This window comes from Amaricoccus solimangrovi (assembly GCF_006385685.1).
Taxonomy (GTDB): domain Bacteria; phylum Pseudomonadota; class Alphaproteobacteria; order Rhodobacterales; family Rhodobacteraceae; genus Amaricoccus; species Amaricoccus solimangrovi.
The window spans coordinates 15,424-35,215 of sequence record NZ_VFRP01000029.1 but is presented as its reverse complement, the minus strand read 5'-3'; the positions used below and the strand labels follow the sequence as shown (position 1 = coordinate 35,215).

Sequence of the window (19,792 nt, the reverse complement as noted above, 5' to 3'; positions counted from 1 at the left end):
TAGGAGACGGCCAGTTTCCGCCAGAGGCCCCGTCATGTCCGAGCCCCATCCGACGATCCGTCCGCGTCCCGGCATCCTCGACATCGCGCTCTACGTGGGCGGCGAGAGCAGGATCGGCGGCCTGAGGGCGCTGAAGCTGAGCTCGAACGAGAATCCCTACGGCCCGAGCCCCGACGCGCTCGCCGCCTTCGCGGCCTCCGCCGCCGATCTCGCGCTCTATCCCGACAGCGGCCACGGCGCGCTGCGCGCCGCGATCGGCGCGGTGCACGGGCTCGATCCGGAGCGCGTCATCTGCGGCGCCGGATCGGACGAGATCCTGACCTTCCTCGCCCAGACCTACGCCGGCGAGGGCGACGAGGTGATTCATACCGAGCACGGTTTCGGCATGTACCGCATCGTCGCCCTCGCCGCCGGGGCGACGCCGGTCGTCGTCCCCGAGCGCGAGCGCCGGGTCGACGTCGACGCGATCCTCGCCGCCTGCACCGGACGCACGCGGCTGGTCTTCTTCGCCAATCCCGCCAATCCGACCGGCACGCTGGTCGGCGCGGAGGAGATCCGCCGCCTCGCCGAGGGGCTGCCGCCGGAGGCGCTCCTCGTCGTAGACGGCGCCTACGCGGAATTCGTCGGCGGGGATTTCGACGGCTCCGCGCGGCTCGTCGAGGCGCGCGACAACGTCGTGATGACCCGCACCTTCTCGAAGATCCACGGGCTCGGCGGGCTTCGCGTCGGCTGGGGCTACGGCCCGGACCACGTGATCGCGGCGCTCAACCGCGTGCGCGGGCCGTTCAACCTCTCCGGCCCGGCGCTGGTGACCGCGGAGGCGGCGATCCGCGACACCGCCCATGCCGACCGCTGCCGCGCGCTCAACGCCGGGAACCGCGCCCGGCTCGCCGCCGATCTCGCCGCCGCGGGGATCCCCTCCGACGAGAGCCACGCGAATTTCATCCTCGCGCGCTTCCGCGACGCGGCCGAGGCCGAGGCCTGCGACCGCGCGCTGCGCGAGGCCGGAATCATCGTGCGCCGCGTCGCAAGCTACGGCCTGCCCGATTGCCTCAGGATCACCATCGGCGACGCCGAGGCCTGCGCCCGCGTGGCGGAAGTGGTGCGCGCCTTCGCGGAGGCCCGCGTCTGATGGCCTACCGGCGCGTCGCCCTGATCGGCCTCGGGCTGATCGCCTCCTCGATCAGCCACGCGATCCGCCGCGCGGGGCTTCCCGTCACCGTCACCGGCCATGCCCGGACCGGGGCGACGCGGGAGGAGGCGCGGCGGCTCGGGCTCGGCGAGATCCACGACACCGCCGCCGGGGCGGTACGGGGCGCCGATCTGGTGATCCTCTGCGTGCCCGTCGGCGCGATGGCGGGGGTGATGGAAGAGATCGCCCCGGCGCTGGAACCCGGCGCCACCGTCTCCGACGTCGGCTCGGTCAAGGGCTCGGTCATCGCCGCGATCCGGCCGCTCCTGCCCGAAGGCGTGCATTTCGTGCCCGGCCACCCGCTCGCCGGGACCGAGCACAGCGGCCCGGCCGCGGGCTTCGCCGCGCTCTTCGACAACCGCTGGTGCGTGCTGACCCCGCCCGCCGACACCGATCCGCGCGCCGTCGCCGCGCTCGAGGCGTTCTGGCAGGCGCTCGGCGCCAATGTCGAGGTGATGGACGCCGAGCACCACGACCTCGTCCTCGCGGTGACGAGCCATGTGCCGCATCTGATCGCCTATACGATGGTGGGCGTCGCGGACGACCTCAGTCGCGTGACCGAGAGCGAGGTCATCAAGTATTCCGCCGCCGGCTTCCGCGACTTCACCCGCATCGCCGCCTCCGATCCGACGATGTGGCGCGACGTCTTCCTCAACAACAAGGAGGCGACGCTCGACATCCTCGGCCGCTTCACCGAGGAACTCTTCGCGCTCCAGCGTGCGATCCGGCTCGGCGACGGGGAGCATCTGCGCGCCTATTTCACCCGCACGCGGGCGATCCGGCGCGGCATCATCGACGCGGGCCAGGACACCGCCGCCCCCGATTTCGGCCGCGCCGCCCAGCCGGCCCCGGCCGGGTAGCGGCGCTCGGAGCACCGGCCGGCCGTCCCGCGCGCGTGGCCCCCGGCCGGGCCGCGCGACACGGCCGAACCCGGCCTTCCGGAGCCGGCGCCGGACTTCGCCGTTGCCCATCGCCTCCCGCCGGTGACAAGATCGAACGGCATGGCGCCGAAACCCCGCGCTTTTCCGGAGATCGCAGACGTGACCGAAACCCCGCATCTGACCGTCGTGAAGCACCCGCTGGTCCAGCACAAGCTGACCCTGATGCGCGAGCGCGAGACCTCGACCGCCGGATTCCGCCGCCTCCTGCGCGAGATCAGCCTGCTGCTCGCCTACGAGGTGACGCGCGACCTGCCGATGACGACGCGCACGATCGAGACGCCGCTGACCGAGATGGAGGCGCCGGCGCTGGCCGGCAAGAAGCTCGCGCTGATCTCGATCCTGCGCGCGGGCAACGGGCTGCTCGACGGGGTGCTGGAACTCATCCCCTCGGCCCGCGTCGGCTTCGTCGGGCTCTACCGCGACGAGGCGACGCTGAGGCCGGTGCAATACTATTCGAAGGTTCCCGCCGATCTCGAGGAGCGGGTGGTGATCGCGCTCGACCCGATGCTCGCCACCGGCAATTCCTCGGTCGCGGCCATCGACCTCCTGAAGGAGGCGGGGGCGGGGGACATCCGCTTCCTCTGCCTGCTCGCCGCGCCCGAGGGGGTGGCACGGATGCGGGAGGCGCATCCGGACGTGCCGATCGTCACCGCCGCGCTCGACCGGAAGCTCAACGAGAAGGGCTACATCATGCCCGGTCTGGGCGACGCGGGCGACCGGCTGTTCGGGACCAAGTGAGCTCCGGCCCTGCGAATATGCATGGACATATTCGCAGGGCCGGGTGTGTCGGCGGCGAATAAGCCTATGCATATTCGCCGCCCGATCCGCCTCAGGCGGTGACGGCGCCGAGCGCCTTCATCGCGGCGGCGGCGATCTCGAAGGAGCGTTTGCGCGCCGCGTGGTCGTGGATCTGGCCGGTCAGGATCACCTCGTCGGGCGCGTAGCGTTCGAGGAAGCCGCCGAGTTCGCGCTCCACCGTCGCGGGCGAGCCGACCGCCGTCACCGAAAGCGCCTCGTTCGCCATCGCGAGCGCGCCGGGCGGCACGGTGGCGGCGATATCCGCGACCGGGCGGGGCAGCGGCCCCGGCTGTCCGGTGCGGAGCCGGACGAAGGCGAGCTGCATCGATGAGCGCAGGAAGCGCGCCTCGGCGTCGGTCTCGGCGGCGAAGACGTTGATCGCGAGCATGAACCGCGGTTTCGCGAGGGTTTCCGACGGCCGGAAGGTCTCGCGATAGACGCCGAGCGCCTGGTCGAGCGCCTGGGGCGCGAAATGGGAGGCGAAGGCGTAGGGTAGGCCGTAATGCGCGGCGAGCTGCGCGCCGTAGAGGCTGGAGCCGAGGATCCAGACCGGCACACGCGTGCCTGTCCCCGGCACGGCGTGGACGAGCCGGCGCGGATCGTCGTCGCCGAGATAGTCCATGAGTTCAAGAACATCACGCGGGAAGCTCTCGCCGTTGTCGAGCCCCCGGCGCAGCGCCCGGGCGGTGTTCATGTCCGTCCCCGGCGCGCGGCCGAGGCCGAGGTCGATCCGGTCCGGATAGAGCGTCGCGAGCGTGCCGAAGGCCTCCGCGACCATGAGCGGCGCGTGGTTCGGCAGCATGATCCCGCCCGAGCCGACGCGGATCCGCGCCGTGGCCCCGGCGACGGCGCCGATCACGACGGCGGTGGCCGCGCTGGCGATGCCGGGCATGTTGTGATGCTCCGCCAGCCAGTAGCGATGGTAGCCGAGCGCCTCGGCGTGGCGGGCGAGATCGAGCGTGTTGGCGAGCGCGTCGCGGGCGGTGGCGCCCTCGGGAATGGGCGAGAGGTCGAGCAGGGAATAGGGGATCATCGGAGGCTCCGGCGGGCGGTTTCGCGCTCGATATAGCCCGTTCCGCCCGTGCTTAAAGGCTCAGGAGCCGGGGCCGAAGGCGGCGAGGAACCGGTCGCGGAACGCCGCCATCGGCCGGGGCGCGACCGCGGCCGCGGGCCTGAGCCCCGGCGTCCAGCCCCAGCCCGCCAGCCGGTCGACGAGTTCCGGCGGGCCGATCACATGGACAGGCACGTCCTGGCCGCCGATCCCGCCGGAGACGAATTCCGCCGGCTGGTGGTCGCCGAGCACGATCAGGAGCGGCGCGGTCCCGGCCCGGCGCGCGGCGAAGGAGAAGGTCGTGGCGAGCGCGTAGTCGATCGCGCGGCCGTATTGCGCGCGCACCTTCTCCGGATCGCGCCAGAGCACTTCCGGGCTCTCCCCGGTCGTGGCCCAGCGGTCGAACACCGTCCCGTCGCCGACCTCGGCCCAGGGGATGAGCGGCGGGATCGGCGTCCAGGGCGCGTGGGAGGAGATGAGCGCGATCTCCGCGATGACCGGCGGGCGCGGCGCGGGATCGAGTGCCTGGCGCTCGAAGGAGGCGAGGGTGAACTGGTCGGGCATGGTCACCCAGTTGAACGGCTCGCCGCGATAGCCGAGATCCTTCGCCACCAGCACCGTATCGTAGCCGAAATAGCGCGCCTCCGGCCAGGCCAGCGTGATCGCGGGCATCACCGCGACGCTGCGCCAGCCGGCGCGCCGGGCGAGGCGGGGGAAGGTGAGCCGCGGGCTCGCGATCAGCGCGCCGTAGCGGGCCTGCGAATCGATCCGGAGCCCGGAGAGCAGCGTGCCATGCGCGAACCAGCTCTGCCCGCCGATCATCGGCGCGGTCAGCCAGCCGGAGCGCGCGGCGAGACCGGCGCGGGCCAGTTCCCCCTCGGCGGCGGCGAGCCGCGCCTCGGTAGCGGGGCGATAGAGCGGGTTCTCGAGCGCGGTCCGGCCGTAGGATTCGACGAAGACGACGAAGATGTCGTGCCCCGCGAGCGCGGGCAGGATCGCGGCTGGCGGCGTCGCGGCGTAGGGATCGCGCGCCGCCTCGCGCCGGAAGCGGGCGAGGTCCGCGCGCGCGGCGAGCGTGTCGCGCAGGTGTTCGGCGGCGAGCCGCGTCGCGCGGGCGTCGCCGAGGGGCGCCGGCCGTCCCGCGAGGGCGAGCGCCGGGGGGACGAGCGCGAGCAGGAAGAGCGCGGCGAGACCGGCCCGGGCGCGGCCGCGCGCGGGACCGAGCCGGGCGACCCGGCCGGCGGCCCACCAGAGCGCGAGGCCGAGGCCGAGGATCGCCGCGGCGAGCGCGAGGCAGAGCAGGAGCGTCAGCGGCGTTCCGATCGTCCCGGCGCTGAGCCGCGCCGCCGCCGGGATGAGTTCGCCGTCGAGCGCGGGGTTGAACGGCCGGGCGAAGGCCGCGTAGGCGGCGATGTCGGCGCCCCGCAGCGCCGCCAGCGCGACCAGGACGGCGGCGAGCAGGAGACGCGCCGCCGTCAGCGCGCGGCCCCGGAGCAGCATGAGGCCGAGGAGCACGGGCGGCAGTTCGAGCGGAAAGACCGCGAGCGCCCCCGGCGCGATCTCCGCCGCCCGGTCGGGCAGGATCAGCCCGAGCCACAGCAGCGCGATCCCCGCCAAGGAGCCGGTCACGCGGGCTCCCGGATCAGTCGGGCATAGACGTCGCCGGAGCGGGCCGCGCGGGCGAGGAGCGCCGCGATCCCGGCGGCGTCGGTCCAGGCGTCGAGCGCGAAGCCCCGGGTCTCACCGGAGATGAAGTTGAACTCGTATCGTCCGAGCAGGCTTATCCTTTCGAGGCTCGCCGCCGCGACGCGGGGCAGGGCGGGCAGCGTCTCGAAGGCGATCCAGCCGACGGGATGCGACAGACCCGCCAGCACCGCGTCCTCGAAGCCTTCGACGTCGATCTTGACGAAGCGCGGCGCGCCGTGCGCGGCGATGAGCGCGTCGAGCGTGGTGACGCGCACCGTCTCGGCCGCGTCCCAGCGCACATGTGCGAAGCCGGGCGCCGTTCCCATCTCGGCGGCGAAGCCGGGGGCGAGCGAGGCGACGGTGGGATGGAGGCGCGGGATCGCGAGTTGTCCGGTACCCTCGCGCGCGCCCGCGGCGGCGCGGATCAGCGTGGCCCCGGGCGGCAGGTCGCGGGCGAGGAAGGCGTGGAGGAGCGGCTGCGGCTCCAGCGCGACGACGCGGGCGCCCGCCGCCAGCATCGCGCGGCTCCGGTTGCCGACATGGGCGCCGATGTCGAAGGCGAGATCGCCGGGCCGCAGGATCGTCCCGTAAAGCCTTGCGAGCGCGCGGTTCTTCCACGGCCTGGCGCGGTAGATGACGAGCGAGCGCGCAAGCCCGGCGAGATCGCGCGCGGCGGGCCGCGTCGTCATCGCCGCGCCAGCCACAGAAGGTCGCGCGCGAAGGACCAGCCGAGCAGCGCGAGGGCGCCGGCGGCGATCGCCTGCGAGAGCGGCGGAACGACGGGCGGCGCGACGAGGAGCGTGAGCGCGGCCAGCTGGACCACGCAGACCGCCTTGCGCCGCCGGGAGGGCGGCAGCGGCGCGGCGAAGGCGGGGCGGAGCCGGCCGAGGCCGAGGAAGGCGTAGCGCATCAGGCCGAGGCCGAGCACCCAGGGACCGGCCTTGCCCATCTGCCAGACGAGGAGCGCGAGCGCGAGGCCGGTCAGCGCGTCCACCTCCATGTCGAAGCGGGCGCCGAAGGGCGAGGCGAGCCCGGCGCGGCGCGCCAGCCAGCCGTCGATCCCGTCGAGCGCGAGCAGCGCGGCCGAGGCGAGCGCGACGCCCCAGGCGGCGGCGCCCGCGGGCGCGGCGCCTGCGATTCCCGCGGCGGCGATCAGCGCCGCGCCCCCGGCGCGGGCGAGCGTGACGGCGTTCGCGGCGCCGAACCGGTCGGGCGGGTGGAATCCGTCGAGCCCGCCCCGCGCCACCGCGACGACGACGGCGAAGATCGCGAGCGCGAGGCAGGCCGGCGCCGCGCCGGCGGGCGCGGCCCAGGCGGCGGCGAGGATGAGCGCGGCGAGCGGCGCCGCGGCCCCCCAGAGGCCGCGCCGGGCGCTCCGGCCGGCCGCGGGGTCGAAACCCGCCGGAACCTCGCTCACCGCGATCGCTCCGCGCTGGTCCGGGCGCGCCGCTCTGCTATGCTGGCCCCGGGCCGGCAAGGGAGGGGCGCGGGAACATGGGATACGGAACCGTCTCCCGTCTCTTTCATTGGACCACCGTGCTCATCGTGCTCGTCATGATTCCCGTTGGGCTGACGATGATCCAGGATCTGCCCCGGTCGGTGCAAGATCCACTCTTCATCCTGCACAAGGGGCTCGGCTCGGTCTTCCTCACGCTGATCCTCGCGCGGATCGTCTGGCGCCTCCGGCACCCGCCGCCGCCGCTGCCGGAGAGCATCCCGGCCGCGCAGCGCCGCGTCGCCGCGCTGTCGCACGCGCTGCTCTATCTGCTGCTGCTGACGATGGCGGTGAGCGGCTATGTGCGAGTCACGACAGGCGGCTTTCCGATCGAGCTCCTGAACGCGCTCGGGATCCCGCCGCTCTTCTCGAAGCACGAATCGGTGAGCCTGGCGGCGAAGTCCGTGCATCTGACGACCGTCATCGTGCTGATCGCGGTGATCGCGCTGCATGTGGGCGCCGCGCTCCATCACGCGCTCGTCCGGCGCGACGGGGTGCTGGCGCGGATGTGGCCGCCCGTCGCGCCGCGCTAGCGCCGCCGTTTCCTCAGCCCCTCCCGCCGGGTGGGGCGGATGAAGGCGCGCTCGATCGCGGCGAGCAGGTAGAGGCTCCAGCCGACGGCGCGCGAGAACGGGCCGAGGCGGGGCGACCAGCCGAACCATCCCTCGTCGATCCGGTCGCGCGGGCGGCGCCTGATCCGCGGCGGGGAGGATTTCGTCCGTTGGCGGCTTTCGTGCAAGATCGGTGTCCAGCGCTGCTTGCGGTGGCGCGCCCCTCGCGCGCCCGAGGGGAGTATGGCACGTTTCGGGGGGGATGTGGCAACTTCCCGCGGCGCGGTATGAAGGGCGGGAGGCCAGCGGCCGATGAGGGACTGCTAACTCCTCATCGGCCTCGCCGGACGATCCGCCAGAGGTGCGCGGATGGCGACTGAAACGTTTCTACCACTTTCCCGCCCGGCGCACAGCGTCGATCGGCGCGTCGGGAGGGCATCGGCGGGGCCTTGCTGACAGCGGATTCGCGCCGGCGCCGGAATGCTCGGAATTCCGCCGACGGCGTCTCACCTCAGGTTGTAATGGGCGCCGCCTTGATCGCATAAGCGAAATTCGGGGCGTCGAGGCAGTCGAGCAGGGCGCCCGCGACCTCGGCCTGGGGATACATGAGGAAGGCGACGCGGTGCTCCGAGCCCGGCAGGACCAGGTCATGCGCGTCGTTATAGGCCATCCAGTTGCCCTCCCAGGCGCCGAAGAGGGCCGCGCGCGCGGCGGCGACCTTCGCGCTGTCGAGCGCGTTGTCGCCCGGCGGCTCCTCGAGGGCGACCTTGCGCACGTCGGCGGGATCGACGGGCACCCAGCCCGCCCCCTCGAGCCAGACCTCGGCCCGGCAGTGCTGCGCCTTCGTCACCGTCTCGCCGCCCGCGCCGAGGCTCTTGTAGCCGAAGGCCGAGGGGGCGACGCGGATCCCGTAGACATCGCGCGCCGGCACGCCGGAGGCGCGGGCGAGCGCGACGTAGAGCGCGTTGATATCGGCGCATTTGCCGCCGAGATAGCCGCTCTCCAGCATGCTCGCCACGTCGCCGAGGCCGCAGCCCCGGACCTCGGCCACGCGGTGGGTGTTCTCGACCACCCAGTCGTAGAGCGCCGCCGCCTTCTCGCGGTCGGTCGCGGCGCCGGCGGTGACGCGCTCCGCCGTCTCCCTCACGATGCCGTCGGTCGGAAGCAGCTCGGTCGCGGCGAGATAGCGCGCGCGCGCCGGGGCGGCGAGCGGCGGCGCGTCGGTCCGGGAGAGCACCTCGCCCCGGTCGCGGGTCCGGAAGGTGCTGATCACCGTCAGCGTCGGGGCGGCGGTGCCGGCGGAATATTCCGCGCGGATCATCCGCGCGCCGGTCGCGGCGTCGGTGACGACCTCGGCGGCGTCGGCGTTGCCGCGCCACTGGTCGCCCTCCGGCGCCATCCAGTCCGCCGCCGCGATCGAGGGCAGCGGCACCCAGGCCGTGACCGGGCCCGACTCCTTCCGGATGTCGAGCGTCGTGGTGACGACGAAGGTGCGCCAGTCGCCCGGCCGGGGAGCGAACTCCGCCGCGGCGAAGGCGCCGCGCGGCAGCGCGCCCAGCGCCGCCACGCCCGCGGCGCTCGCCAGAAAGTCACGTCGGTTCATGGCCATCCTCCCTTTGCCATGGCACGGGCCCCGGTTCTCCGGTGGCCCCGGTCGATGCGTCGCTCCGCCCGCGCCTCACCGCCGCGCGGAAGCGGTTCCGCCGCCCGGGCGCGGCGTGGCGGCGAAGGCCGGCGGCGCGGCCGGCGCCCGGGTGTGCGCATTCCATCGCGCGATGTTCCGCGGCGTTTCGTCCTTTTGTCAATGCGCGCCGCTGGCTATCCTCCCGCGCGACGAAGGGGAGGCGAAGATGGCGGATGGACTGGAAAGCGCGCCCGGACCGCGGCTGACGGAACTCGCGCATGGCGGCGGCTGCGGCTGCAAGATCGCGCCGGGGGTGCTGCGCGACCTGCTCGCCGGCCAGCCGGCGCCGGGGGCCTTCCCGAACCTGCTCGTCGGGACCGAGACCTCGGACGACGCCGCCGTCTGGCAGGTGGACGAGAACGCCTGCGTCATATCGACCACGGATTTCTTCATGCCGATGGTCGACGACCCGTTCGACTTCGGCCGGATCGCCGCGACCAATGCGATCTCCGACGTCTATGCGATGGGGGGCAGGCCGGTCATGGCGCTGGCGATCCTCGGCATGCCGGTCGACAAGCTCGCCCCCGCGACGATCCGGGAGATCCTGCGGGGCGGCGCCAGCGTCTGCGGCGAGGCCGGGATCCCGGTCGCGGGCGGCCATTCGATCGACGCGCCGGAGCCGATCTACGGCCTCGCGGTCACCGGCCTCGTCCATCCCGACCGGCTGCGGCGCAACACCGGCGCCCGGCCGGGCGACGCGCTGATCCTGACCAAGGGGCTCGGCGTCGGGATCTATTCGGCGGCGATCCGGAAGGGCGCGCTCGACGCGGCGGGCTACGCCGAGATGCTCGCCTCGACGACGCTGCTCAACCGCGTCGGCGCGGACCTCGCCGCCGATCCGGAGGTGCGCGGGATCACCGACGTGACCGGCTTCGGCATCCTCGGCCACGCGCTCGAGATGGCGCGGGGCTCGGGCGCGACGCTCCGGATCGCGGCGCGGGAACTGCCCTGGCTCGAACAGGCCGAGCGGCTGGCGGAGGCCGGCTTCGCGACCGGCGCCTCGACGCGGAACTGGGCGAGCTATGGCGAGGAGATACGCCTGCCCGCGGATATGCCGGACTGGCGGCGCAGGCTCCTCACCGATCCGCAGACCTCCGGCGGTCTGCTCGTCGCCTGCGCCGAGGGGGCGGCGGACCTGCTCCTCGCCGCGATCCACTCCGCCGGCTATCCGATGGCCCGGCGCATCGGCGAGGTGCTGGCCGGCGATCCGGTCGTCGTCGTCGCGTAGGGCGGACAGCTGTCCGCCATCCGGCGCGGCGAGGAAGGCGGATAGATGTCCGCCTTGGTCCCGCGGGAAGGCGGACAGATGTCCGCCCTACGGGTCCGGCGAAGGAGAATGGGAGTCGAACCCACCCGGGACGGTCTCGCCGCCCCACCCGGATTTGAAGTCCGGACGCCCCACCGGGGACGATTCTCCTCCATCGGAGCCCGCGCGCGCGTAGAGATCGGCGCGATGCGGATTGATACGTCTGAGATCCCCGCGCCGCAAGGTCAGGCCCTGGCGGTCGAAGAAGTCGAGGATCTGGATCGCGACCTTGCGGCCGTTCTCCATCCGGTCGCGGAAGGCGGCGGCGGTGAACCAGCCCTCCGGCGCGGCGGCGGAGAGCGAGCGGACGAAATCCGCCATCTCGGCGGTGGTGGCGCGCAGGAAGAAATGGTCCTTCGCGATCTCGTCGACCCGGCCCGCGCGGGCGCAGAGCTTCATCACCCGCCGGATCTCGGCCTCGTCGAGCCCGAGTTCGCCCGCGAAGTCGCGAACCCGGGGCGGGCGGAACCGCGCCGCGCCGCCGAGGCCTCCGGCGACCCGGGCGTAGATCTCCTCGTCCGCCTCGGTCAGCCGGGCGACATGGCCGGGCAGGCGGAGGAAGGCGCCGTCGAGCACCAGCCGGCCGGCGGCGGCCTCGGCGCGCAGGTGATCGAGGAAGGGCTCCTTCGGCGGGCGGGGCGTCAGCGCGAGGCGCAGCCTCTCGCGCGGCATGCCGTGGAGTTCGGGATTGGCCTCGTGCCAGGCGGCGAGTTCCGCCCCGATGGCCGCGCGGAGCCGGGCGACGCCTCCCGGAGCGGCGAGCAGACCGCCGAACCACTCGGCCCCGGGCGCCGCGACGGCCGCGGCGAGTTCCGCGTCGCTGAGCGCGCGGTCGCGGGCGAAGGCGTCGGGGGCGACCAGTTCGCCGGTGGCGAGCAGCCCGGCGAGCGCGGCGCCGGGATCCCGCGGCGCGGCCGCGGCGAGAAGCGCGCGCCGCGCCTCGGTCCGCCGCTTCCGGGCGGGAGCACGGAGGTCGAGAAAGACGCCGCCGCCGAGCGTGCGGCGCGCGGAGACGTCGCGCAGGATGTAGCGGTCACCGACGAAGCCCGCGACCGGGCGGTCGAGCACCAGTTGCGCGAGGCCCGCGCCGCCGGGGCCGATCGGATCGCCGAGCGGCACGACGCGCGCGCCGACCTCCGCCGCGCCGGTGTGGAGCCGGGCGGGGAACCAGGTGCCGACCGGCCTCGGCTCGGAGGCGAGGACGCGCAGCGTCGCGTCGATCCGGTCGCTCGGCGCGAGGAGGGCCGGATCGAGCACCACGTCGCCGCGCGCGATCGCCTCCCTGGCGACGCCTTCGCCCGCGAGGTTCAGCGCGCAGCGCTGCCCGGCCTCGCCGCGCTCGGCGGGCGTGTTCTGCGCGTGGATCGAGCGGATGCGGGCGGTGAGGCCCGAGGGGCTGACCGCGACGCGCTCGCCGGTGGCGAAGGCGCCGGAAACCACGGTTCCGGTGACGACGGTCCCCGCGCCCCTGAGCGTGAAGCAGCGGTCCACGAGCAGCCGGGCGCGGCCCTGCCCGGGGCGGGGACGGGCCGCGCGCTCCTGCCCGGCGAGGTGGCCGCGGAGCGCGTCGATCCCCTCTCCGGTGACGGCCGAGACCGGGAAGACCGGCGCGCCGGCGAGCCCGGTTTCCGCGAGGAGCGCCGCGACCTCCGCGCCGACCTCCGCCCGGCGCGCTTCGCCCGCGAGGTCGCATTTCGTCAGCGCCACCGCGCCCAGGCTCAGCCCGAGCAGGTCGAGGATCGCCACATGCTCGCGCGTCTGCGGCATCACCCCGTCGTCCGCCGCGACGACGATCAGCGCGAAGTCGATCCCGCCCGCGCCGGCGAGCATCGTGTGCACGAACCGCTCGTGGCCGGGCACGTCGACGAAGCCGGAGATCGCGTGTTCCGGCGCGCCGGGCAGGTGGCGGTAGGCGAAGCCGAGGTCGATGGTGATGCCGCGCGCCTTCTCCTCGGCGAGCCGGTCGGCGTCCACGCCCGTGAGCGCCTTCACGAGCGCGGTCTTGCCGTGGTCGATATGGCCCGCCGTGCCGATGATCATGGCAAGGCTGCGAGGCTTTCGAGGAAGCCGGCCTCGTCCTCCAGGCAACGCAGGTCGAGGATCAGCGCGCCGCCCGCGACGCGGCCGAGGATCGGCCGGGGCAGCGCGCGGAAGGCGGCGGCGAGCTTCTCCGGCGCGGGCCCCGAGAGACGCAGGCCCGCGCTCGGCAGCGTCTCTACGGGGAGCGCGCCGGAGCCGATCTGGCTGGCGCAGCCGGTGACTTCGACCGTGACGTCGGGGAGGCAGGCGGCGACGCGGGGCGCGAGGCTTTCGGCCAGCGCGCGGATCTCGGGCTCGGGCCGGGCCATGGCGCGGGCGGTCGGCAGGCGCCCGGTCAGCCGGTCGGGGTCGCGGTAGAGGCGGAGCGTCGCCTCGAGCGCGGCGAGGCGGATCTTGTCGAGGCGGAGCGCGCGTTTCAGCGGATTGGCGTTGATCGCCGCGATCAGGTCGCGGCGGCCGACGATGATCCCGGCCTGCGGCCCGCCGAGCAGCTTGTCGCCGGAGAAGGTGACGATATCCGCGCCCTCGGCCACCGCCTCGCGCACGGTCGGTTCGCGCGCGAGTCCGAAGCGGGACAGGTCGATCAGCGTGCCGGAGCCGAGGTCGTTGAGGAGCGGCGCGCCGGCCTCGCGCGCGATGGCGGCGAGGTCAGTGCCGGGGACCTCCTTCGTGAAGCCCTCGATCCGGTAGTTCGACGGATGCACCTTCAGGATCAGCGCGGTCTCGGGGGAGAGCGCGGCGCGGTAGTCCTTCGCATGGGTGCGGTTGGTGGTGCCGACCTCGCGCAGCCTCACGCCCGCGCGCTCCATGATGTCGGGCATCCGGAAGGCGCCGCCGATCTCTATGAGCTCGCCACGCGAGACGATGGCCTCGCGGCCCTGCCCAAGCGTGTTCAGCGCGATCAGCACGGCGGCGGCGTTGTTGTTGACGACCGTCGCATCCTCGGCGCCGGTGAGCTCGGTGAGCAGGCCGCGCAGGTGGGAGTCGCGCTCGCCGCGGCGGCCGGTTCCGAGGTCGAATTCGAGCGCCGCGGCCTCGCGCATCGCGGCGGTGGCGGCCTCGACGGCCGCCTCGGCCAGCAGCGCGCGGCCGAGGTTGGTGTGCAGGATCGTGCCGGTGAGGTTGAAGAGCGGGCGCAGGTTCGAGCGTTCCGCCGCCGCGAGGCGCTCGGCCAGCGCGGCGCCCAGGTCGGGCGGCATCGAAGCGCCGGCGCGGATCTCCGCGAGAAGGGCGCGCGCCGCCTCCGTCACCGGGGCGCGGCCGTGGCGTTCGACGAGCGCGGCGTTCGCCCGGAGCAGCCGGTCGACCGAGGGCAGGTCGCGGAGCGTCTCGCGGCCGTCCATCTCAGTAGCCGATCAGGAACGGGTCGAAGCCCGCGCGGCGCCAGTCGGTGCCGCCCATCAGCGCGTCGAGCCCGAGGCTCGCCACGTCGTCGGCGATCTGCTCGAGCCCGGCGTCCTTCGTCTGGTAGAGGGTCTTCACCCAGGAATGGCAGGAGTCGCAGACCTCGGCCTTGATGACCGAGCCCTCGGCGTCGAGCGAGCGGTAGCCGATGCCCTTCGTCGAGCCGCAGGCGAGGCATTTGACCCGCACCTCGTTCCAGAGGGTCTGGCAGGTGGCGCAGGCGGCGTAGCGCACGCCCTCGACCTTCGGGAGCGCCATCACGAGCGAGACCGCGGGCCTTCCGCCGCAGCAGGGACAGGCGCCGGTGCCGACCGGGACGAGGCGCTTCGCGTCGAGCGTGGCGGCGAGGCGGGCGGCGTGGATCTGGAGCCCGGCGGCGACGTAGAGATGCACCGCCGCCTCCTCGGCCGGGACGGTGGCCGCGATCAGGTTCAGCGCCATCCGCTCCCATTCCCCCCGGCCCGCCGCGCGGGCGAGGTCGAGCGCGGCGCGGGCGGGCTCGGGCTTCGGGATCGCCCCGGCGGCGTCGAGGAAGGCGGAGATGGTGGTGGCGAGATCCCCGGACCGCGCGAGCGCGGCGCCCTCGATCGGGGGCAACCCGGCGGCGCGCGCCCGGGCGACCTGTTCCGCGGGGAGCGGGGCGGGCGCGGGAAGCGCGGCTGCGAGTTTGGCCTGCGTTCCCGCGAGTTCCGAGAGGAAGCTCAGATAGGGTCCGAGCCGGCTCGATTTCGCGAGGAAGGCGAGGCGGGTAGCCCGTCGCGCGAAGAGCGCGGCGGGATCGGGCGGGATTGCGAACGGGGGGTCGGCGATGACCCCGATCCGGGACGGGTCGGGTGCGATCTCAGCGGGCAATGCGTACCTCCGGGCCGACCGGCCACAGGTCAGGGGTTACTTCGCCGGGCCCGCCCGGTCGAGCCGGGCCAGTTCCCGCAGCCATTTGCGGTGATGCTTGAAGGCCCAGCCGCCGGTCACCGTTCCCCGAGTCATGGCGCGGATCGTGCCCCGCGTCCAGATCGCCGCGTAGACATGGACGATGAAGACGCAGATGATCAACACCGCGGCGATCGAATGGGTGATGGTCGCGATCCGGCGGGTCGGGATCGTGACCAGCCCGTCGAAATACTGCTCCCACATCATGATGCCGGAGATGATCAGCACGATGATGAGGCCGGTCATCGCCCAGAAGACGATCTTCTGGGCGCCGTTGTACTTGCCCATCTCGGGCAGTTCCTCCTCCTTCGCGGCCAGCACCTTGCCGGGTTGCGAGAGCCAGACGCCATCCTCGCGCGTGGGCAGGTTCAGCCGGACCATGCGGAGAAACAGCACGAGGAAGCTCAGGAACAGCACGACGCCGATCCAGGGATGGAGCATCCGCGCCGTCTGCCCGCCGCCGAAGAGGCCGGAGAGGAAATAGAGCGACGGGTGGAAGAAGGAGAGGCCGGAGACGAGCAGCAGGACGAGGCAGCCCGCCGTCAGCCAGTGGTTGCCCCGGGTCCATGGCCCGTAGCGGCGGACCGAGACCGGATCGACGGTTTCGATCCGGTCGCCCGACTGCGAGTAGACGCGCTTTTTCATCGCTTCGTCCCCTCCTCGGTCTCCACGAGGTCCTCGGCCTTCTCCTCGTCCTCGTGGCTGACCTTGTTCGCCCGCCCCATCAGCCCGTGCAGCGTCGTGCCGACCGCCATCGCCCCGATCGCGGCGAGGCCGAGATATTTGGTGACGCCCTTCCAGGTCTCGACCACCGGCGAGATCCGGGGCTCGGCGGGCAGGCCGGCGTAGACCTCCGGCTTGTCGGCGTGGTGGAGCACATACATCACATGCGTGCCGCCGACGCCGTCCGGGTCGTAGAGCCCGGCATTCTCGAAACCGCGCGATTTCAGTTCCGCGATCCGCTCCTCGGCCTGGGCCTTCATGTCGTCCTTGGTGCCGAAGCTGATGCATTCGGTCGGGCAGGCCTTGGCGCAGGCCGGCCCCTGGCCGACCGCGACGCGGTCGGAACAGAGCGTGCACTTGTAGGCCACGTTGGTGACCTTGGAGACGCGCGGGATGTCGAACGGGCATCCCGAGACGCAGTAGCCGCAGCCGATGCAGTTCTCGTGGATGAAATCGACGATCCCGTTGGAATACTGCACGATCGCGCCCGGCGCCGGGCAGGCCTTGAGGCAGCCCGGATCCTCGCAATGCATGCAGCCGTCCTTGCGGATCAGCCATTCGAGCTGGTTGGTCTCCGGGTTCTCCCATTCGGTGAACCGCATCAGCGTGAACATTTCCGGCGTGAGATCGTGCGGGTTCATGTAGCTGCCCGCGAAATCCTCCATTTCCGGATGGGTGTCGTTCCACTCGATACAGGCCGACTGGCAGGCCTTGCAGCCGATGCACCGGGTCACGTCGATGAGCTTCGCGACCTTCGTGAGCTCGCGTTCCGGCGCGGGCTGGTCGAGGGTCGCGGAGCGCCGGACGAGATCCTGGGGTCCGAAGTAGGACTCGAGCTGCTCGACCGGCGGGTTCGACCGCGCGGTGGTCGGAGGCGTCGCCGCGGTCATGACGTGGCTCCTTCCGTTGGCGGGGTGGTCTTCTCGATATTGACGAGGAAGGCCTTGGATTCGGGCGTCTCCACATTCGCGTCGCCGACGAAGGGCGTGAGCGAATTCGGCCCGAACCCCTTGCGCGCGGCGCCGGTGAAGCCCCAGTGCAGCGGGATGCCGACGACGTGCAGCGCCTTGCCGTCGCACATCAGCGGCTTGAGGCGCTTCGTGACATAGGCCTTCGCCTTGATAGAGCCGCGGTTCGACCAGACCCGGACCCAGTCGGCATTGCCGATCCCCTTCTCCTTGGCGAGTTCCTCCGAGATCTCCACGAAGAATTCCGGCTGAAGCACCGAATTCACCGGGTTGTGCTTCGTCCAGTAGTGGAAATGCTCGGTCAGCCGGTAGGAGGTGCCGACATGCGGGAAGTCGGCGGAGGTCGCCAGCTGCGCCGCGTCGTCCTCGAAGATCCGGGCGGCGGGGTTGCCGCGCAGATCGGGGTTGAGGAAGTTCGCGACCGGCGATTCGAACGGCTCCATGTGGATCGGGAACGGCCCGTCGCGCATCAGCCCGCGCGAGAAGAGCCGCGACACGCCCTCCGGATTCATGATGAAGGGCATCACGGTGCCTGGCTTCGCGGTCACCGCGATGTCGGGCACGTCGTAGCCGATCCATTTCTCGCCGTTCCACCAGACGAGCTTGCGCTCCGGATCCCAGGGGTTGCCGTCGAGATCGGCCGAGGCGCGGTTGTAGAGGATGCGCCGGTTGACCGGCCAGGACCAGGACCAGTTGAGATAGGCCCCGGTCCCGTCGGGATCGGAGGTATCCCGCCGCGCCATGTTGTTGCCCTGCTCGTTCCAGCAGCCGGAATAGATCCAGCAGCCCGAGGAGGTCGAGCCGTCGTCGCGCAGCTGGGTGAAGTTCTGGAGCAGCTTTCCGGGCTCGGCGAGCACCTTGGAGGTGTCGACCAGATCGGTCACCTGGCCGAGCGCCCGGCCGTTGATCTCCTTCGCCAGTTCCTCGGCCGTCGGCTCGTTCGGATCGGCGTAGTCCCAGTTGAGATTCAGGATCGGCTCGGGCACGGTCCCGCCTTCCTGGCGGTAGAGTTCGCGCACGCGCAGGAAGATCTGCGCCATGATCCAGGTGTCGTGCTTCGCCTCGCCCGGAGGCGAGCCGCCCGGCCAGTGCCATTGCAGCCAGCGCCCCGAGTTGGTGAGCGAGCCCTCCTCCTCCGCGAAGCAGGTGGTGGGAAGCTGGATCACCTCGGTCTCGATCGCCGCCGGGTCCACGTCGTTGAAGTCGCCGTGGTTCTCCCAGAAGCGCGAGGTCTCGGTCTCGAGCGGGTCCATCGTGACGAGGAGTTTCAGCTTCGAGAGCGCCGTCGTCAGCTTGGCGCGGTTCGGGAAGGCGAGGAGCGGATTGAACCCTTGGCAGAAGTAGAGATTGACCTCCCCCTTGTACATCATGTCGAACATCCGGAGGATGTCGTAGTTCGCGACGTCGAGCTTCGGCAGGTAGTCGAAGCACCAGCCGTTCTCCTTCGTCGCATGATCGCCCCACATCGCCTTGAGGTAGGAGACCATGAACTTCGGATAGTTCTGCCAGTAGCTCGTCTGGTCGGGCCGGAGCGGCTTGTATTGTCGCTTCGACAGGTAGGTGTCGAAATCGGTGTCCTTCTCCGTCGGCATGTTGAGATAGCCGGGGAGCAGGTTCGACATGAGCCCCATGTCGGTCAGGCCCTGGATGTTCGAATGCCCGCGCAGCGCGTTCATGCCGCCGCCGCGCATCCCTATGTTGCCGAGGATGAGCTGGAGCATCGCCATGCCGCGGATGTTCTGCGCGCCCTTGGAATGCTGGGTCCAGCCGAGCGCGTACATCGAGGTCATGACCTTGTCCGGCGCCGAGCACTCCCCGATCATCTCCGCGATACGCAGGAACCGGTCCTTCGGCGTGCCGCAGATCCGCTCCACCATCTCGGGCGTGTAGGGATCGACATGCGCCTTCAAGAGGTTCCAGACGCAGCGCGGATCCCGGAGCGTGGGGTCGGTGAGCGCGAAGCCGTCATCGCCGATCTGGTATTCCCAGGTCGACATGTCGTAGTTGCGCTTCTCCGGCTCGTAGCCGGTGAAGAGCCCGTCGGACCAGCCGAAGCCCTCGTTCACGAGCAGGCTCGCGTTCGTGTAGTTCCTGACGTAGTCCCACTGGACCTTGTCGTTCTCGATCATCCAGCGGATCATCCCCATCAGCCAGGCGATGTCCGAGCCGGGCCGGATCGGGGCGTAGTAATCCGCGACCGAGGCCGTGCGGGTGAAGCGCGGGTCGACGACGATCAGCCGGGCGCCGCGACGCGCCTTCGCCTCCGTCACCCATTTGAAGCCGCAGGGATGCGCCTCCGCCGCGTTGCCGCCCATCACGATGACGAGGTCGGTATTCTTGATGTCCGTCCAGGAGTTGGTCATCGCACCGCGACCGAAGCTTGGGGCCAGACTGGCCACCGTCGGTCCGTGTCAGACGCGCGCCTGGTTGTCGAATCCCGCGACGCCGAGGGCCTTGACGACCTTCGTCGTCGCCCAGGCGGTTTCGTTGGTGGTGGCCGAGGCGGCGAGGAAGCCCGTGCTCGTCCACCGGTTGACCGTGACGCCTTCCGCGTTGGTCGTGATCAGGTTCGCGTCACGATCGTCCTTGAGCGCCCGCGCGATCTTGTCGAGCGCGGCGTCCCAGGTGATCGGCTCGAACCGGTCGGCGCCCGCCTTGCGGTAGCGGGGCTCGGTGAGCCGGGTCGGCGCATGGATGAAGTCCTTGAGCGCCGCGCCCTTCGGGCAGAGCGTGCCGCGGTTGGTCGGATGGTCCGCGTCGCCCTCCACGTGGAGGATCTCGGCGCCGCCGGCCTTCACGTCGCCCTTCGAATAGAGGATGACGCCGCAGGCGACCGAGCAGTAGGGGCAGGTGTTGCGCGCCTCGGTCGTGGTCCAGAGCTTGAAGGCCCGGACATGTGCGATCTCGGCGGCCTCGGCCTCGCCGAAGCCCATCGCACCGACCGATGTCGCCGCCACGCCCGCGCCGGCGAGCTTCAGGAAGCCCCGGCGCGAGAGGTCCACGTTCATCGTCGTCCTCCTGTT

At 72.1% G+C, this 19,792-nt stretch carries 17 protein-coding genes, 1 tRNA gene and 1 pseudogene; 5 read left to right on the top strand and 14 right to left on the bottom strand.

Translation table 11 applies throughout. The annotated features are described in order from the left end of the window. Window positions 1–34 precede the first annotated feature (34 nt). The 3 genes from hisC to upp all read left to right on the top strand — a co-directional run bounded on the left by hisC (window position 35) and on the right by upp (window position 2,871). Window positions 35–1,132: a histidinol-phosphate transaminase gene (gene hisC, locus FJM51_RS19770; protein ID WP_140455862.1), complete on the top strand. Its 1,098-nt coding sequence runs from the start codon at window positions 35–37 to the stop codon at window positions 1,130–1,132. Beyond that, complete coding sequence (locus FJM51_RS19765; RefSeq protein WP_181164654.1) at window positions 1,132–2,052, top strand: prephenate/arogenate dehydrogenase family protein; 921 nt, start codon at window positions 1,132–1,134, stop codon at window positions 2,050–2,052. The genes hisC and FJM51_RS19765 overlap by 1 nt, the downstream gene beginning before the upstream one ends. A 180-nt stretch (window positions 2,053–2,232) precedes the next feature. Continuing rightward, window positions 2,233–2,871, top strand: a complete 639-nt coding sequence (gene upp, locus FJM51_RS19760; protein ID WP_267901467.1) for a uracil phosphoribosyltransferase — start codon at window positions 2,233–2,235, stop codon at window positions 2,869–2,871. Between the two features lie 91 nt (window positions 2,872–2,962). On the opposite strand, the gene FJM51_RS19755 is transcribed toward upp, so the two are convergent. Genes FJM51_RS19755 through FJM51_RS19740 form a run of 4 tightly spaced genes read right to left on the bottom strand, consistent with a single transcriptional unit; the run spans window position 2,963 to window position 7,085 of the window. Continuing rightward, entirely contained in the window at window positions 2,963–3,964 is a 1,002-nt protein-coding gene (locus FJM51_RS19755) for an LLM class flavin-dependent oxidoreductase (RefSeq protein ID WP_140455860.1), read from the bottom strand. Between the two features lie 60 nt (window positions 3,965–4,024). Then, entirely contained in the window at window positions 4,025–5,611 is a 1,587-nt protein-coding gene (locus tag FJM51_RS19750) for an LTA synthase family protein (RefSeq protein WP_140455859.1), read from the bottom strand. After that, window positions 5,608–6,357 carry an FkbM family methyltransferase gene (locus FJM51_RS19745; protein ID WP_140455858.1) on the bottom strand — a complete coding sequence of 250 codons (750 nt, stop codon included), beginning with the start codon at window positions 6,355–6,357 and terminating at the stop codon, window positions 5,608–5,610. Before FJM51_RS19745 ends, FJM51_RS19750 begins: the two co-directional genes overlap by 4 nt. Continuing rightward, window positions 6,354–7,085: a CDP-alcohol phosphatidyltransferase family protein gene (locus FJM51_RS19740; protein WP_210240357.1), complete on the bottom strand. Its 732-nt coding sequence runs from the start codon at window positions 7,083–7,085 to the stop codon at window positions 6,354–6,356. Before FJM51_RS19740 ends, FJM51_RS19745 begins: the two co-directional genes overlap by 4 nt. Before the next feature lie 77 nt (window positions 7,086–7,162). Between FJM51_RS19740 and FJM51_RS19735 the strand changes: the two genes are divergently transcribed. Continuing rightward, complete coding sequence (locus tag FJM51_RS19735) at window positions 7,163–7,696, top strand: cytochrome b (RefSeq protein WP_140455857.1); 534 nt, start codon at window positions 7,163–7,165, stop codon at window positions 7,694–7,696. On the opposite strand, the gene FJM51_RS19730 is transcribed toward FJM51_RS19735, so the two are convergent. Both FJM51_RS19730 and FJM51_RS19725 read right to left on the bottom strand, forming a co-directional pair. Beyond that, on the bottom strand, window positions 7,693–7,902 hold the full coding sequence (locus FJM51_RS19730; RefSeq protein WP_140455856.1) for a hypothetical protein: 210 nt from the start codon (window positions 7,900–7,902) through the stop codon (window positions 7,693–7,695). The genes FJM51_RS19735 and FJM51_RS19730 overlap by 4 nt on opposite strands. A 323-nt stretch (window positions 7,903–8,225) precedes the next feature. Further along, on the bottom strand, window positions 8,226–9,317 hold the full coding sequence (locus FJM51_RS19725; RefSeq protein ID WP_140455855.1) for a transglutaminase-like domain-containing protein: 1,092 nt from the start codon (window positions 9,315–9,317) through the stop codon (window positions 8,226–8,228). Between the two features lie 247 nt (window positions 9,318–9,564). On the opposite strand from FJM51_RS19725, the gene selD reads away from it, so the two are divergent. Beyond that, window positions 9,565–10,626, top strand: coding sequence for a selenide, water dikinase SelD (gene selD / locus FJM51_RS19720; protein ID WP_140455854.1), 1,062 nt, complete (start codon window positions 9,565–9,567; stop codon window positions 10,624–10,626). Between the two features lie 99 nt (window positions 10,627–10,725). Here the strand turns inward: selD and FJM51_RS23910 are convergent. From FJM51_RS23910 to FJM51_RS26465, 8 genes and pseudogenes are all read right to left on the bottom strand, one after another. Further along, window positions 10,726–10,818 (bottom strand) — tRNA-Sec (locus FJM51_RS23910). 102 nt (window positions 10,819–10,920) lie between these two features. Next, window positions 10,921–12,744, bottom strand: a pseudogene (gene selB, locus FJM51_RS19715) (selenocysteine-specific translation elongation factor); the annotation flags it as partial. Then, entirely contained in the window at window positions 12,741–14,087 is a 1,347-nt protein-coding gene (selA, locus tag FJM51_RS19710) for an L-seryl-tRNA(Sec) selenium transferase (RefSeq protein ID WP_140455852.1), read from the bottom strand. The gene selA and the pseudogene selB, both read right to left, overlap by 4 nt. 1 nt (window position 14,088) lies before the next feature. Then, the gene (gene fdhE / locus FJM51_RS19705; RefSeq protein ID WP_140455851.1) at window positions 14,089–15,000 is read right to left on the bottom strand and encodes a formate dehydrogenase accessory protein FdhE; all 912 of its coding nucleotides are present in this window, start codon (window positions 14,998–15,000) and stop codon (window positions 14,089–14,091) included. Window positions 15,001–15,036: 36 nt separating this feature from the next. Then, window positions 15,037–15,723: a formate dehydrogenase subunit gamma gene (locus FJM51_RS19700; RefSeq protein ID WP_140455850.1), complete on the bottom strand. Its 687-nt coding sequence runs from the start codon at window positions 15,721–15,723 to the stop codon at window positions 15,037–15,039. After that, the gene (gene fdxH, locus FJM51_RS19695; RefSeq protein ID WP_140455849.1) at window positions 15,720–16,691 is read right to left on the bottom strand and encodes a formate dehydrogenase subunit beta; all 972 of its coding nucleotides are present in this window, start codon (window positions 16,689–16,691) and stop codon (window positions 15,720–15,722) included. Before fdxH ends, FJM51_RS19700 begins: the two co-directional genes overlap by 4 nt. Continuing rightward, window positions 16,688–19,168: a formate dehydrogenase-N subunit alpha gene (fdnG, locus tag FJM51_RS19690; RefSeq protein WP_210240356.1), complete on the bottom strand. Its 2,481-nt coding sequence runs from the start codon at window positions 19,166–19,168 to the stop codon at window positions 16,688–16,690. Before fdnG ends, fdxH begins: the two co-directional genes overlap by 4 nt. Before the next feature lie 12 nt (window positions 19,169–19,180). Then, window positions 19,181–19,777: a twin-arginine translocation signal domain-containing protein gene (locus FJM51_RS26465; protein WP_210240355.1), complete on the bottom strand. Its 597-nt coding sequence runs from the start codon at window positions 19,775–19,777 to the stop codon at window positions 19,181–19,183. Between the last annotated feature and the right edge of the window lie 15 nt (window positions 19,778–19,792).

Bases quoted from the DNA above. Each gene is read 5' to 3' on its own strand.
- fdxH (WP_140455849.1), bottom strand. From the start codon at position 16,691: ATGACCGCGGCGACGCCTCCGACCACCGCGCGGTCGAACCCGCCGGTC.
- FJM51_RS19745 (WP_140455858.1), bottom strand. From the start codon at position 6,357: ATGACGACGCGGCCCGCCGCGCGCGATCTCGCCGGGCTTGCGCGCTCG.
- FJM51_RS19765 (WP_181164654.1), top strand. From the start codon at position 1,132: ATGGCCTACCGGCGCGTCGCCCTGATCGGCCTCGGGCTGATCGCCTCC.
- FJM51_RS19725 (WP_140455855.1), bottom strand. From the start codon at position 9,317: ATGAACCGACGTGACTTTCTGGCGAGCGCCGCGGGCGTGGCGGCGCTG.
- selA (WP_140455852.1), bottom strand. From the start codon at position 14,087: ATGGACGGCCGCGAGACGCTCCGCGACCTGCCCTCGGTCGACCGGCTG.
- hisC (WP_140455862.1), top strand. From the start codon at position 35: ATGTCCGAGCCCCATCCGACGATCCGTCCGCGTCCCGGCATCCTCGAC.
- FJM51_RS19735 (WP_140455857.1), top strand. From the start codon at position 7,163: ATGGGATACGGAACCGTCTCCCGTCTCTTTCATTGGACCACCGTGCTC.
- FJM51_RS19755 (WP_140455860.1), bottom strand. From the start codon at position 3,964: ATGATCCCCTATTCCCTGCTCGACCTCTCGCCCATTCCCGAGGGCGCC.
- FJM51_RS19700 (WP_140455850.1), bottom strand. From the start codon at position 15,723: ATGAAAAAGCGCGTCTACTCGCAGTCGGGCGACCGGATCGAAACCGTC.
- selD (WP_140455854.1), top strand. From the start codon at position 9,565: ATGGCGGATGGACTGGAAAGCGCGCCCGGACCGCGGCTGACGGAACTC.
- FJM51_RS26465 (WP_210240355.1), bottom strand. From the start codon at position 19,777: ATGAACGTGGACCTCTCGCGCCGGGGCTTCCTGAAGCTCGCCGGCGCG.